Below are 13,588 nucleotides of genomic sequence, written 5' to 3' on the forward strand. Positions count from 1 at the left end.
TAATAGTGAGTCAAGGTTAAATAAACTAAAAATACTAAGCAATTTTTATGATAATAGCCTGATTATTCATATTGCTGTAAGAACCAGAGTGATACATGATATTTTTGCTTCAAATGAAACGCTCGATACTAATAAGTTAGAGTTGTTTCATTTGCAGTTTACAGATTCGCTCATCGATTTATTGAACAAACTAAAGAAAAATCTTGAACAGAAGTTTGCTATTCTAACCCATGAAATTCGAATTAACGAAGATATCATGGAGTCCTTCAAGGGAGAAATAGAAAAAGATAGTTTCAGAGAAAGTGTGATTACGCATAACCTAATTATGCAAAGTTTTATGGAAATGTTGTACAAACAACTTGCTTATGAAACTAATGCACTTGATTTGGAATTAATGAATGCGATTGATGGTTTAGTTTTAGAAAAAGGAATTGAATATTATCGCAAGTTGGAAGCTAATATGTATCAGAAAATACTCGAACTTCCTCTTAAAAAACAATATGATTTTCAAGATTTTACTATTGAAAAAAAGCTTTTAGGAAAACTAAATATTCAAGATTTTAAATTTAAATTTTTATGCGGATTTCAATTCGAGAATAAATATATTGAAGTGTATGAATTTATACATTCGGAAGAACATTTTGTATATATAAAATCATCTAAAACTTTTGTTTCCATCAAGCTCTCAGATTTTCCTGTTGTAGATTTTTCTAAAAATGTTTCCAATAAAAAAGAAGTGCTTTTGCAACTCAAACAAAAAAATGTTGAATTGAAAACCCAGTCGGAGTTAGTGCTCAAAAGTATGCCCGCTGATGTCGAACAAGTTTTGAATGATTATCTCGGAAAAATAAGTGCTATCGACTTTTTAGATGATTTGCAAAAAATAGATGAGCAAACCAATATACTTCGAACCATGTTGAATATTAATATTAAGTAAAAAAAAAATGGCTATAAATTTAGAAAAAGGTCAAAGAGAGAAAATTTCACTGCCAAGTTTTAAAGTGGGATTAGGTTGGGACAGTAATCAAAATGCAACAGGTGAAGCGTATGATATAGATGCTTCAGTTTTTTTATTAGGTAACGATGGAAAATTGATTAGCGATAATCATTTCGTTTTCTTTAATAATTTAAATTCTCCTGATGGGGCTGTGGTGCATAGTGGCGATAATTTAACAGGTGCTGGTGATGGCGATGATGAGATTATCAATGTCGATTTATCTAAAATTTCTGCGGATGTAAATGAAATTAATTTCGTAGTAACTATTCACAAAGCCGCTGACCGCAGACAAAATTTTGGTCAAATACGTAATTCCTATATTCGTATTATGAACCAACAAACTAACGAAGTACAAGTGAAATACGAATTAGACGAAGATTTTTCGATAGAAACAGCGGTCGAATTCGGAAGGATTTACAAGCGCAATGACGAATGGCGTTTTGAAGCTGTTGGAAATGGTTTAAAAGGAGGATTACAAGATTTCTTAACTAAATATCAAAAATAAACTTAAAAATTATGGCAATAAATTTAACTAAAGGACAAAAAATTGATTTAAGAAAAAGTTCAGGGGAAACTTTGACTGACTTTTGTGTGGGTGTAAACTGGGGAGCTATTCAAAAGAAAGCTTTTTTTGGTTTATCTTCTACTTCACAAAATGTTGATTTAGATTTGAGTTGTGTAGTTATTGACGAAAATAATAACATTTGCGACCATTTGTATTCACCATTGTATAGAGTAGAAGTACTGCAACAGTTTGGCTTACCAAAAGGGAAGATGGTAACAAGTGATGGAGCATTGAAACATACAGGTGACGATTTAGAAGGTGATAAAGGTGGCGATGATGGATTAGATAATGAAATTATCACTGTAAATCTTTCTAACCTTAATCCTAAAGCAAGTCAAATCTTTTTCTTTTTGAACAATGCAGGTAATGAGGATTTTTCAATGATTCCTTATGCGAAAATTAGAATGTTTGAAGGTACACCTCAAACTGTTAAATCTGTTTTTGCTGATTATAATGTTTCTGCAGAAAATCAATATGCAGGAAAACGTTCTATCATCATGGGGAAATTATACAAAAGAAATGGGGAATGGAAATTTAGTGCTATTGGTGACCCAACAGAAGATGTATTCTTAGGACAAACTATCCACAGAATTGTAAAATCTTATTTATAAAACATACTAAAAACTAAAACATGAGTATTAAGAACATAGAAGGATTAAGTGTATCCCAAATTAGAGAATTAGTAAATCAAGGGGCAAAATTTGTTGTATTTCCTTATACAATTTCATTTGTCGTAATGACTTTAAAAAGAGGTTCTGCAATCTTTTTTGTGCGTCCAGGGGAAAATACCATTAAATATTCGTATCCGTTTATAATCGTAAACTTTTTATTAGGATGGTGGGGATTACCTTGGGGACCAGTATACACTTTAGGGGCTATGTATAGACATATTACTGGAGGTAAAGATTTGACTCAAGAAGTATTATCAGAGTTAATTCAACACGACCCTGAAGCTGATACAACTACCTATAACATCAATGGAATGTATAATGGAGGGGCTGAATATGCAGAAGCTGAAACTGTTGATTCAAATCAATCTACGTATAATATTCCTAGATAAAGTAAGTATTCGATGAGAAGATTACCAGTTTATTTAGTATTAGATACTTCGGGTTCCATGACTGGTGAGCCAATAGAAGCGGTTAAAAACGGAGTGCAAGTAATGATTGCTTCACTCCGTCAGAACCCGCAAGCTATTGAAACGGCTTTTATCAGTGTCATAACTTTTGATAATATTGCGCAACAAATAATTCCTTTAACTGATTTGGCATCTTTTCAAATGGTTGATATCAAAGCAACTGGGGTTACTGTGTTAGGCGATGCCCTTAAGTTGCTTTCAGAACGTATAGATTCAGAAGTAGCTAAAACTACAATGGTCAAAAAAGGGGATTGGAAGCCCTTAGTGTTTATAATGACCGATGGTGTTCCTACCGACGATTGGCAATCAGGTCTACAAGCTTTTTCATTGCAAAGTACCGCTATGACTGTGGCATGTGCTGCGGGAAAATCAGCTGACACTGAAGTGCTGAAAAAAATTACGCCTAATGTTGTTCAATTAGACGATGCAGACAGTACAAGTATTGCTAAGTTTTTTCAATGGGTTTCGGCTTCAATAAGTGTTTCTTCTACAAAAGTTGAAGATAGTGGAAAAGAAATAAGTGGACTTAAAGAATTGCCACCGCCGCCACCTGAATTGAATATTGTAATCTAAATTAGGTGAAATTGTAATATTGCTATTCAAATAAACATTAAAAAACTAGAGCTTCCTAAAAACTTAGATTTGTGTTTAGGAAGTTTTGCAAAATAAATACTATGAGAAGATTACCCGTCTATTTCTTGTTGGATACTTCAGGTTCTATGTATGGTGAACCTATTCAAGCCTTAAATAATGCACTTAGCGGTATGATAAGCTCGCTACGTCAAGACCCTTTAGCTTTAGATTCTTTGTGGTTGAGTATTATTACTTTTAATAGAGAAGTAAAAGAAATATGTCCGCTTACGGAATTAGCCATGTTTCAATTGCCTGAAATCGATTGTCCTCAAAGTGGTCCAACTCATACAGGACAAGCTTTAGAACTATTGTATGAAAAAGTGCAAAAGGAAGTCGTAAGAGGAAATGAAGAGCAAAAAGGAGATTGGAAACCTTTGTTATTTCTTTTTACAGATGGGAAACCTTCTGATATTCAGTTGTATGAATCTGTTGCGCCTAAAATCAAAAGTTTGAATTTTGGAGCCATAGTGGCATGTGCGGCTGGAAATTTAGCAGATGATTCCAAATTGAAGTTGCTCACAAATGATGTAGTGCATTTGGACAATGCAGATAGCGCCACACTAAAACAATTTTTTAAATGGGTATCTGAAACCATTGAACAAGGGAACAAAAGTCAAGGTACAGGAGAAACGGTTGCGTTGCCTCCTCCTCCAACAGAGATAACTTTGATTGTTTAAGAAAGTTTTTGTAGCTCTTTTTAAGTGTACACTAAATAATTTACATCAAATAATCTAACAATGAGAAAACTACCAATATATTTTTTAATTGACGTTTCAGAATCTATGGTTGGAGAGCAAATACAATACGTAGAGGATGGTATGGCAACTATCATTAAAGCCTTAAAGCAAGACCCTTATGCTATTGAAACGGCTTGGGTATCGATACTTATTTTTGCTGGCCAAGCTAAAACATTGGTACCATTGCAAGAATTAGTTAATTTTTATCCACCTAAGTTTCCTATTGGGGGAGGTACTTCTTTAAGTAGAGGTTTAGGACATTTAATGTTTGAACTAAGAAAAAATACTGTAAAAACTACTTTAGAACGAAAAGGCGATTGGAAACCAATAGTGTTTTTGTTTACCGATGGTGTTCCCACAGATGATGCTCGAACAGCTATAGAGGAGTGGAAAAAAAACTGGTCAAATACGGCTAATTTAGTAGCAATTTCTTTTGGAGACCAAACGGATGCTACAATTTTAAGTGAATTAACGGAACATGTATTGTATTTTAATAATGCATCAGAACAAGATTATAAGAAATTCTTTAAATGGATTACAGATTCAATAAAGACCAGCAGTATCAGTGTTGAAAATAATGCATCAGGCTTCGAATTAGCCGAAATTGATAACGATACGATTCAAAAAATTGATTTGACGAAACATAACCATCCAGCGGCATATCATGATAATAATTATGTGGTTTTGACGGCTAAGTGTCAAAATAGTAAGCGCCCGTATTTGATGAAATACAGAAAATTTATTGAGCCTTCTGGATTTTCTGGGTTGGAGACGCGAGCCTATAGATTAGTTGGAGGATTTCAAATAGATAATTCCTATTTTGAATTATCAGACGAAAGTCAGATAGATACTAAAATTAATAGCGATGAATTAATAGGTTCACCAGCCTGCCCTTGTTGTGGGAATCAATATGGCTTTGCTTTATGTCGTTGTGGCAAAATACACTGTATTGGCCATGAAGAAGTGAGTACTTGTCCTTGGTGTAATAGTCAAGGGAGTTATGGCTTTGGTGATGGAAGTTTTGATGTTAATAGAGCTTTAGGTTAATATGTCAATTGCTAAAGAATATGTATTACGACTGCTACAAGCGAATCAAAAAGAAGGCAGTACAACTAAAGAAGATTTGTTAGATTCTTTTTCAAATGAAATAGAAGTAGTTGAAACCATAACGTTGATTAAAAACTATCAAGAAAAATTAATGGAAAATTGGCAGATTAAAGAAGCTATATACGATATTATTCATAACCAGGTTCAAATCCCTAATGGAACTGTAGATAAATCATACACTTATAAGTTTGATTTCGTAAAGTTAAATTGGGATAAAATCGTTTATTCTGAAATAATTGGTTTAGATGAAATCGGATTGGTTTATGATAAAGAGGAAGAAGTTTTAACGGGTATTCCAACAATTTCTGGAGATTTTAAAATTAAATTAATTTTTAGAGTCAAAGGCGAAAGTGAAAACAGCATTCTGAATGAAAAAAATATCAATTTGATTATTAATGCTAATCCAAAATCATTATGGAAAAATTTACCAAGTGATAAAGAGGATAAGTATTGGAAAGAAGATGAAGTGGCTATTTTGGATACTCTTGGTACAAAAAGCCTTGTGGTAGCTTCCAAAAGAGGGCGTTCACATGCCAATGTAGGAAGTTTTAGAGACGATGATTTTGCATATAAATCTTTTGATAATTTAGGATGGAATGTAGTTGCCGTCGCTGATGGAGCTGGTAGTGCTAAATTATCAAGGCAAGGTTCGGCTATAGCTTGTCAGGAGGTAGTTCATTATTTTGAAACATTATTTACAACAGATAAAGTTAATGAACTTGAAACACTGATAAAAGAGCAAAACCAAGTGTCTAAGGAAGGGGTTAGTACTACAGAAGAGCAATTAGAAAATTCGGAGGCAGATACTTTAACTAAAAAAACTTCGAGTCAAATCGCCATTAGTAGATATATTTACTCGCTTTTAGGAGGATGTGTTCGACAGGTTCATAATAAACTTGATGAATTTGCACTTGCTAATGATTTTGAAAGCAAAGAGTTGCATACAACTTTGATTTTTTCTTTGTTTAAGAAGTTTGATTTTGGTTATGCAATACTTAGTTTTGGCGTTGGTGATTGTCCTATTGGGATAATGAATGTAGATAAAAGCCAAGTGACATTAATGAATTGGTTAGATGTTGGTGAATTTGGAGGAGGAACAAGATTTATTACGATGCCTGAAATTTTTACAAATGATAAATTTCATACTCGATTTGGTTTTAAATTAGTGGATGATTTTTCGTATTTGGTTCTAATGACGGATGGTATATATGATGCTAAATTTGTTGTTGAAGCCAATTTAGAAAAAGTGGAGGTTTGGAATGCTTTTTTTGAAGATTTGCAGGGTAAAAATGAAGATGGTGCTGCGGTAGTATTTGAAAAAAATAATGTCGAAATAACTAACCAGCTTTCTAAATGGATGGATTTTTGGAGTCCAGGAAATCATGATGATAGAACCTTAGCTATAGTTTTTTAATATTTTTTGAAATGTCAATAATTACTGTTAAATCAATTATAAACGATGCTACTTACCAGTATGTAGATACAGGTGAACCCAAAAGCGGTACAGCAAAAGACGTTTATTTTAGCCCCGACAGAAAGTATGTGGTTGCGATTTTTAAAGAGAAACAAGATTTCAATCAAAAGGAACGGTTAAAAAAAATAGCGACAGAGTATTTAACTCGAATTAAAAACCACGATACAGGTACTTACTATTTAGAAGAAATTTTTAGATGGCCTACTGATGTGGTTGAAAATAATGGTAAAACAGGAATCATTGTTCCAATTTATAATCCTAAGTTTTTTTTCAAAAAAGGATACGCTAATCAGGATTTAATCCAAGGTGAAGAAAAAAATGGGAAATGGTTTGCAGGGGCAAAATTTAGAAACAAATTATTTCCTTTGAGCTTAGATACTTCTGAATTAGGAAATTGGTTAAACTATTTTCAGATTTGTATAAACCTTTCAAGAGGTGTAAAAAAAATGCACCAGATGGGGCTTTCTCATTCTGATTTATCCTATAATAATGTATTGGTTGATCCGCAAACTGGTGCAGCATGTATGATTGACTTAGATGGATTAGTAGTGCCTGGTATTTTTCCTGCAGAAGTTATTGGTACTGCTGATTTTATAGCTCCAGAAGTTTTAGCTACAAAGCATTTAAGTAAAAATGACCCAAATAGGAAGCTACCAAATCGATTGACTGATTTACATGCACTGGCTTGTTTAATATATATGTATTTATTGCATCGTCATCCATTAAAGGGAGGTAAGGTACATGATTTAGACACTGAAAAAGACGATTTGCTATCTATGGGGGAAAAAGCTTTATTTATTGAGCATCCAACTGATTTAAGCAATCGTCCTAAAATGGATCAAGTTTCTAAATGGGATCAGTTTTGGAATGACGTTGAAAAATTGCCTTATACAATTACAGGACCTTATTTAAAACCTTTATTTGATAGAGCTTTTATAGAAGGGTTGCATAATCCAATGCTTCGACCCACAGCTGATGAATGGGAAATTGCATTGTTAAAGACCTCTGATTTAGTTCAAAGTTGTCATAATACAGCTTGTGATCAAAAATGGTATGTTTTTGATAATACGAATGCCCCCAAATGTCCTTTTTGTAATACTAATCATAAAGGAACGCTCCCAGTTTTGGATTTTTATTCACAATATAAAGAAGGGGTTTGGCGACAAGAAAATCATCGACTAATGGTGTATCATAATCAATATTTATTTCAATGGCATGTTAATAAGAATGTTATTCGCAATGAGAAATTAACCTTTGAACAGAAAAAGCCAGTTGGTTATTTTACGTTCTATAATGATAAATGGGTTTTTGTTAATCAGAAACTAGAAAGTTTGATTGATAAAACTGAAAATAAGCAAATCGCTATTGGTGAAATGCTCGAAATCACTGATGGTAAACAAATAGTACTGTCAAAAGAAGAAGGTGGTCGCGTTATGTTAGTAACGATGGCTAATAAATAATTAATAATTAAAACTCAAATATGAACAATCATCCAATTTTTCAAGAACATCCTTGGTTAGTCGTAACCTTTGGTGTAGTAATTTTATTTATGTTGTTATTAGACTTAGGTATTTTCAACAAGAAAAGCCACGAAGTATCTAATAAAGAAGCGGTAACATGGTCAGCGGTATGGATTATGTTAGCCATGGCTTTTAGTGGACTCGTTTATTATTACGCTGGAGCTTCTAAATTTTTCGAATTTCAATCGGCGTATTGGATTGAAAAAGCATTGTCGGTTGATAATTTGTTTGTATTTATATTAGTTTTTAAATTCTTTGATGTAGCCAATCAAAATAAGCATAAAGTGCTTTTTTGGGGAATCATTGGAGCGTTAGTGTTGCGAGCAATTTTTATTTTTTCAGGAACATTCTTAATCAAATTGACCTATTTGAATAAAATAATGGAATTGTTAGGAATGCAAGGATTTAAATATGATGTGAATATTATACTTACCCTTTTTGGAATATTTCTTGTGTATGCCGGAATCAAATCATGGTCAGCTGGCGATGATGACGAAGAAGAGGATTTTAACGATTCTCGTGGAGCAAGATTGATTAGAAAATTCTTTAGTGTAAGTGATTATTATGACGGGGATAAATTCTTTACTTATGAAAATGGAAAAAAATTAGCGACCCCTTTATTAGTGGTTGTGGCTGTTATTGAATTTACCGATTTATTATTTGCTGTAGATTCTATTCCTGCGATTTTTGCGATTTCTAATGATCCATTTATTCTTTATACGTCTAATATTTTTGCCATTCTAGGGTTACGTGCTTTGTTCTTTTTATTAGATAATTTTATCCATTTATTCAATAAGTTGCCTTATGGATTGGCAGTTATTTTATCTTTCATTGGGGTTAAAATGATTATTTCACCTTTTTATCATATCGAATCAGTGGTTTCACTAATTATCATTGGTGTAGTATTGGTAATTTCGGTGCTATTGTCAATTATGTTTCCTGATAAGGATGATGCTGAAAAGGTTTAAATATCCTTAAATCATAAAAAAAAGCGGTCATTGACCGCTTTTTTTTATGATTTAATCCAATTAACAACTTCTTCGTCTATAGGGAGTGTTTGAGGAGAGATAACCTTTGCTAAATGACCATTTTCGTCAATTAGATATTTCTGAAAATTCCATTTTACTTCACTGTCAGTAACTCCATTGAGATGCTTTTGAGTTAAAAACTGGTACAACGGATGTGTATCTTCGCCTTTCACCGAAATTTTTTCCATCATAGGAAAGGAAACACCGTAGTTTCTTTGGCAAAAAGTTGCAATTTCTGCATTTGAACCGGGCTCTTGTGCTCCAAAATTATTAGCAGGAAACCCGATAATGACAAAATTTTTATCCTTATAGGCATCGTACAATTCTTCTAATTGTGCGTATTGAGGTGTTAAACCACATTCGGAAGCGGTGTTTACAAGCATTACTTTTTTTCCTTTTAAGGAGGCTAAGTCAAATTCTTTTCCGCTGATGTCTTTTACTTTAAAAGTATAAATTGTGTTCATTTTTGTTTTGTTTAATGAAGTTTGCTGTCCGAATACAAAAGTCGAACAAGCTAGTAGTAAAGTTACAATAAATTTACGCATCTTGTTTTTTCAATTTACGAGTTTTGAAATAGACTAAGGCAGAAAACACTAAAAATACAATTAGAATTTGAATGTATATTTCTACATTTTGACGTTCGCCTGTTGCATACGAGTGTAAGCCACTTAAATGGAAATTCACTCCAAAAAACGTCATTAAAATAGAAGCAAAAGCTAAAACGCTAAAGAAATTATAAATCAATTTACCTCTTAAAGCGGGAACAAAACGCATGTGAATCACAAAAGCATAGACCATAATACTGATTAAGGCCCAAGTTTCTTTAGGGTCCCAACCCCAGTAGCGTCCCCAGCTCTCGTTAGCCCATTGACCACCTAAGAAGTTTCCTATGGTAAGCATAACTAAACCAACGGTCAATGCCATTTCGTTGATATAAGTAATTTCCTTAATGCTCAAATCCATCTTTTTCTTGTTGTTTTTATTGGTAAACAACATCAACAACATAGCAACCAAGCCTAAAATTGCACCTAAAGCAAAGGGGCCGTAGCTCCCTACTATGATGGCAACGTGAATCATCAACCAATACGAATTTAATACCGCTTGTAGATTACCAATTTGCGGGTCTAACCAGCTCAAATGTGCCGTCCATAATAACATAGAAGCGACAAACGCTGTTGAAGCTACAGTCAATTCAGATTTTCTACCAAAATATAAACCAAATGCCATAATTGACCAACCTACATAGATAATTGCTTCATAAGCATTACTCCATGGCGCATGCCCCGAAATAAACCATCTTGTGATTAAACCTAAAGTATGTAACGCAAATAAAAATATTAAGATATAATGGAATGTTTTTACACCTAATTTAACCCATTTATTGGTGTTTAAAATAGTGATAACAACAAGGATAAACATCAAAATTCCAATTAGCATATACCAGCCATACAGATTTTTAAAAATATCATACTTATTATATAAAATCTCCGTATCAATTTTTTCATCACTAGGACGAACCTTCGCACCGTATTTTTTTTGATATTTTTCAATACCAATAACTAAGCTATTGGCTAATTTATAGTCTTTAGAAACCGAAGCTTTATCCAAAGCATTCAAATAAAAAGGTAAAACATTTTTAACGGTATCTAAAGCTGTACCTGTAGGATGATTCAACTCTAAATAACTTACCCATTTGTTGCCTTTGTCATTAGGCACTGGAAATATTTTTAAAATTTGCCCTGAAATAGCCGAATATAACAGGTTTACTTTTTTATCTGCATCAATAAAATCTTTTTCAAACTGGTTAGGAACCGCCGCTTTGTAAGCCTTGTCTAATTGAGTTGACAATTTATAATTTCCTCTTTCATCAAAGAAATCAATCAATTTTGCATATTTCGCTTTCTTTTCAATACCTAATAGTTTATGAATACTATCATTGTTTTTTTGCATAAAAATGATAGGAATCTCGTACCAAACCTGTGGAAACTGAGTCATCGACAAGAACACTTGGTCTGAGTTCATGTCCTTATAACTATCTCTTTTACTTACTTTTCGCAATAATTCGGAAGAGAAGGTGTTGATAGGTTTCATACGTCCGCCTTCATCCTGAATGATTAATCGACCAAATTTAGCCGCTTGCTCTTCAGTAACTTGATAGCGTTTTAATATCGAATCAATTTGTTGTTCTGTTGGAATGTTACGGTGTTGGTGTTGTTTTTGTGCAAAAGTACCTGTAAGCATAAAAAAGGCAACTAGAACCATCAAAGCCGCTTTCTTTTCTCTTACAGCTACTAATTTCTTTTTTAAGCTATTAAAGCGTGTATCGCCAAAGAACAAAATAGCTATCATCGCCAAGTAAAGTAATGTGTATCCAACATAGGTCAACCAAGTCCCCCAGAAATCATGGTTTACAGATAATTTTGTGCCTTTTTCATCAGGGTCAAAACCCGATTGGAAAAAGCGATAGCCTTCATGGTCTAAAATATGATTCATGTAAATACGTGCGTCAAAAGGTTTTTTATCTAAAATAGTTACTTGACTTTCAAAGGCTGAATAACTTTTCTCAGTACCTGGATATTTTGTAGCGATAAATTTATTTAAACGTACTTTGAACGGCAATTCATAAATTTTACTACCAAATTGGAAGGTGTATTCCAAACTTCCTAATTTGAAAGCGACCGGTTCTCCTGGACTTCCTTTTTGACCTAAAAGCGTAATGGTGTTTTCTTTGCCTTCATTAGTGACTTTTATAACTAAAGCATCATTGGTTTCTTTGTCTTTATAATTACCATTAGATTTATAGGTTTTAGTTCCTTTGACAGCAGCTTCTGGAAATACAAATTGTGCCCCGCCAACGTTGTATAATGAACGGTACATTAATTCCGTTTTTTGGTCCTTAATCACTTGCCCTTTCAATTGGTCAGCCATACGCATAAAGTTACCGTTAAATGGTGTTTCTATGGTAGCTCCTTTATCGGTAATGGTAATATTTACGGCTCCTTTAGTATATTGGTTTAAAGCAAAAAGTATGTTGTGAATACTCGCGACTTGTCCTTCCACCAAATAATGTTCATGACGACCACCTTCGCCAGCTTCAACCATTTTTAGGAATAATTTACCGTTAGCGGCAGGCTTAACCACTTCTTTTGCTCCCATGATAAAATCGACCAATTCTACTTTGAAAGGAATTTTGTCAAAATTTTCATTCTTAACAAAATGATTGTCTAAGGCTCCAGAAAGTAAAAGCGGTTCTTCAAACACTCGTCTTTTAAATTCGCCTTCGTGCATCCCATCTACAAAATAGGTCAAAAAAGTACGGTCTGAATAAAATTGATTTTCAGTTGCACCTTCGCGTATGGGCATTATTCCTTCATAACTGATATAACGAGTGATAAATGCACCTACAATGATGAACAGAAAAGAAAGATGCAAGATAAGGGTGGCCCATTTTTCTTTTTTATACAATTGATAACGTTTGATGTTACCCATGAAATTGATAACAAAAAACACAATAATAGCTTCAAACCACCAAGCGTTGTAAATAATAATTCGAGCGGTGTCCGTATTATAAGCGTCTTCAATAAAAGTTCCCGCAGCCATAGCGGCAGCAAAAACTAGAAACAATACAGCCATCAATCGTGTAGAAAACAGGAACGAAAATATTTTTTTATCCATGATTTGGAATTTCAATTTAAGTGCCACAAAAATACTAAATTGAATTCGTTTACTTGGATTTACTTGGTTTTTTTAAGAGTTTTTTATAAAATGAAAAAGCGAAACCTGAAATAGATTTCGCTTGTGTTGTTGTATTTTAAAAAAATTAAGCTTTTTCGAATAATTTTTTTACATCCTCTGGAGACATCGCTTCTGAAATACCTGTTGTTCCATTAGCCTTATTTGTGGTCATGAATTGTACCGTCACTTTAGCTGTTGTTTTGTTGTAATGTAACCAAACAAAATCATTCGGTAATTCTAATTTGATATCGTACATAGGTGATGCATTAAAACCGTCCATGATAACTTTAAAGAAATTATCATAATCTCCTTCTAGATTTTTAAAGGAAAAATTTCTAATAGGTGATTCTTCTGGGTTTTCAATGTCTTTATAATAAAAAGTGTATAAATTACCTTCTTTATGTACATAAATAGAGCTGTTGTTTACTCTTCCCAAACGTTCTAATGGAGTGGTAGGAACAACTTTAATTTGACTGAAACCTGCATAAGAACTGATTAACAAAAGGGCTAAACTTAATAACTTCTTCATAACATATTGATTTTTAGGTTAAATTATTTGTCCAATATAGATAAATTTATTTTTAATGAGAAATAAAAAAGGTAAACTTTTTAACAAAATATAATCGATAAAGCTAAAAGCCCCGTAGTTATTGG

13 protein-coding genes are annotated in these 13,588 nt (G+C 33.1%); 10 read left to right on the forward strand and 3 right to left on the reverse strand.

Annotated elements, in window-relative coordinates; all coding sequences use genetic code 11:
• Positions 1 to 88 precede the first annotated feature (88 nt).
• The 10 genes from ACQY29_RS08260 to ACQY29_RS08305 all read left to right on the forward strand — a co-directional run bounded on the left by ACQY29_RS08260 (position 89) and on the right by ACQY29_RS08305 (position 9,139).
• Complete coding sequence (locus ACQY29_RS08260; protein WP_428224745.1) at positions 89 to 937, forward strand: hypothetical protein; 849 nt, start codon at positions 89 to 91, stop codon at positions 935 to 937.
• Positions 938 to 944: 7 nt separating this feature from the next.
• Positions 945 to 1,502 carry a TerD family protein gene (locus tag ACQY29_RS08265; protein WP_428224746.1) on the forward strand — a complete coding sequence of 186 codons (558 nt, stop codon included), beginning with the start codon at positions 945 to 947 and terminating at the stop codon, positions 1,500 to 1,502.
• A gap of 11 nt (positions 1,503 to 1,513) precedes the next feature.
• Positions 1,514 to 2,173, forward strand: a complete 660-nt coding sequence (locus ACQY29_RS08270) for a TerD family protein (RefSeq protein ID WP_428224747.1) — start codon at positions 1,514 to 1,516, stop codon at positions 2,171 to 2,173.
• Between the two features lie 20 nt (positions 2,174 to 2,193).
• Positions 2,194 to 2,622 carry a hypothetical protein gene (locus tag ACQY29_RS08275; protein ID WP_428224748.1) on the forward strand — a complete coding sequence of 143 codons (429 nt, stop codon included), beginning with the start codon at positions 2,194 to 2,196 and terminating at the stop codon, positions 2,620 to 2,622.
• A 12-nt stretch (positions 2,623 to 2,634) separates the two neighbouring features.
• Positions 2,635 to 3,273, forward strand: coding sequence for a vWA domain-containing protein (locus tag ACQY29_RS08280; RefSeq protein WP_428224749.1), 639 nt, complete (start codon positions 2,635 to 2,637; stop codon positions 3,271 to 3,273).
• 101 nt (positions 3,274 to 3,374) lie between these two features.
• The gene (locus ACQY29_RS08285; RefSeq protein ID WP_428224750.1) at positions 3,375 to 4,010 is read left to right on the forward strand and encodes a vWA domain-containing protein; all 636 of its coding nucleotides are present in this window, start codon (positions 3,375 to 3,377) and stop codon (positions 4,008 to 4,010) included.
• A 60-nt stretch (positions 4,011 to 4,070) separates the two neighbouring features.
• Positions 4,071 to 5,117, forward strand: coding sequence for a TerY-C metal binding domain-containing protein (locus ACQY29_RS08290; protein WP_428224751.1), 1,047 nt, complete (start codon positions 4,071 to 4,073; stop codon positions 5,115 to 5,117).
• Position 5,118: 1 nt separating this feature from the next.
• Positions 5,119 to 6,591 (forward strand): PP2C family serine/threonine-protein phosphatase, encoded by a 1,473-nt coding sequence (locus tag ACQY29_RS08295; RefSeq protein WP_428224752.1) that lies wholly within the window; start codon positions 5,119 to 5,121, stop codon positions 6,589 to 6,591.
• Positions 6,592 to 6,602: 11 nt separating this feature from the next.
• Positions 6,603 to 8,111: a helix-hairpin-helix domain-containing protein gene (locus ACQY29_RS08300; RefSeq protein ID WP_428224753.1), complete on the forward strand. Its 1,509-nt coding sequence runs from the start codon at positions 6,603 to 6,605 to the stop codon at positions 8,109 to 8,111.
• A 20-nt stretch (positions 8,112 to 8,131) separates the two neighbouring features.
• The gene (locus ACQY29_RS08305; protein WP_428224754.1) at positions 8,132 to 9,139 is read left to right on the forward strand and encodes a TerC/Alx family metal homeostasis membrane protein; all 1,008 of its coding nucleotides are present in this window, start codon (positions 8,132 to 8,134) and stop codon (positions 9,137 to 9,139) included.
• A 44-nt stretch (positions 9,140 to 9,183) separates the two neighbouring features.
• Here the strand turns inward: ACQY29_RS08305 and ACQY29_RS08310 are convergent, their stop codons facing one another.
• The 3 genes from ACQY29_RS08310 to ACQY29_RS08320 all read right to left on the reverse strand — a co-directional run bounded on the left by ACQY29_RS08310 (position 9,184) and on the right by ACQY29_RS08320 (position 13,463).
• Complete coding sequence (locus tag ACQY29_RS08310; RefSeq protein WP_428224755.1) at positions 9,184 to 9,744, reverse strand: glutathione peroxidase; 561 nt, start codon at positions 9,742 to 9,744, stop codon at positions 9,184 to 9,186.
• Complete coding sequence (gene ccsA, locus ACQY29_RS08315) at positions 9,737 to 12,874, reverse strand: cytochrome c biogenesis protein CcsA (RefSeq protein WP_428224756.1); 3,138 nt, start codon at positions 12,872 to 12,874, stop codon at positions 9,737 to 9,739. The genes ACQY29_RS08310 and ccsA overlap by 8 nt, the downstream gene beginning before the upstream one ends.
• Before the next feature lie 145 nt (positions 12,875 to 13,019).
• On the reverse strand, positions 13,020 to 13,463 hold the full coding sequence (locus ACQY29_RS08320; RefSeq protein WP_428224757.1) for a hypothetical protein: 444 nt from the start codon (positions 13,461 to 13,463) through the stop codon (positions 13,020 to 13,022).
• Positions 13,464 to 13,588 lie beyond the last annotated feature (125 nt).

The organism is Flavobacterium sp. (assembly GCF_965262375.1).
Taxonomy (GTDB): Bacteria; Bacteroidota; Bacteroidia; order Flavobacteriales; family Flavobacteriaceae; genus Flavobacterium.

Coding starts and splice junctions, on each gene's coding strand:
- ACQY29_RS08270 (WP_428224747.1), top strand. CDS start 1,514: ATGGCAATAAATTTAACTAAAGGACAAAAAATTGATTTAAGAAAAAGT.
- ACQY29_RS08300 (WP_428224753.1), top strand. CDS start 6,603: ATGTCAATAATTACTGTTAAATCAATTATAAACGATGCTACTTACCAG.
- ccsA (WP_428224756.1), bottom strand. CDS start 12,874: ATGGATAAAAAAATATTTTCGTTCCTGTTTTCTACACGATTGATGGCT.
- ACQY29_RS08280 (WP_428224749.1), top strand. CDS start 2,635: ATGAGAAGATTACCAGTTTATTTAGTATTAGATACTTCGGGTTCCATG.
- ACQY29_RS08265 (WP_428224746.1), top strand. CDS start 945: ATGGCTATAAATTTAGAAAAAGGTCAAAGAGAGAAAATTTCACTGCCA.
- ACQY29_RS08285 (WP_428224750.1), top strand. CDS start 3,375: ATGAGAAGATTACCCGTCTATTTCTTGTTGGATACTTCAGGTTCTATG.
- ACQY29_RS08290 (WP_428224751.1), top strand. CDS start 4,071: ATGAGAAAACTACCAATATATTTTTTAATTGACGTTTCAGAATCTATG.
- ACQY29_RS08305 (WP_428224754.1), top strand. CDS start 8,132: ATGAACAATCATCCAATTTTTCAAGAACATCCTTGGTTAGTCGTAACC.
- ACQY29_RS08310 (WP_428224755.1), bottom strand. CDS start 9,744: ATGCGTAAATTTATTGTAACTTTACTACTAGCTTGTTCGACTTTTGTA.
- ACQY29_RS08275 (WP_428224748.1), top strand. CDS start 2,194: ATGAGTATTAAGAACATAGAAGGATTAAGTGTATCCCAAATTAGAGAA.
- ACQY29_RS08295 (WP_428224752.1), top strand. CDS start 5,119: ATGTCAATTGCTAAAGAATATGTATTACGACTGCTACAAGCGAATCAA.
- ACQY29_RS08320 (WP_428224757.1), bottom strand. CDS start 13,463: ATGAAGAAGTTATTAAGTTTAGCCCTTTTGTTAATCAGTTCTTATGCA.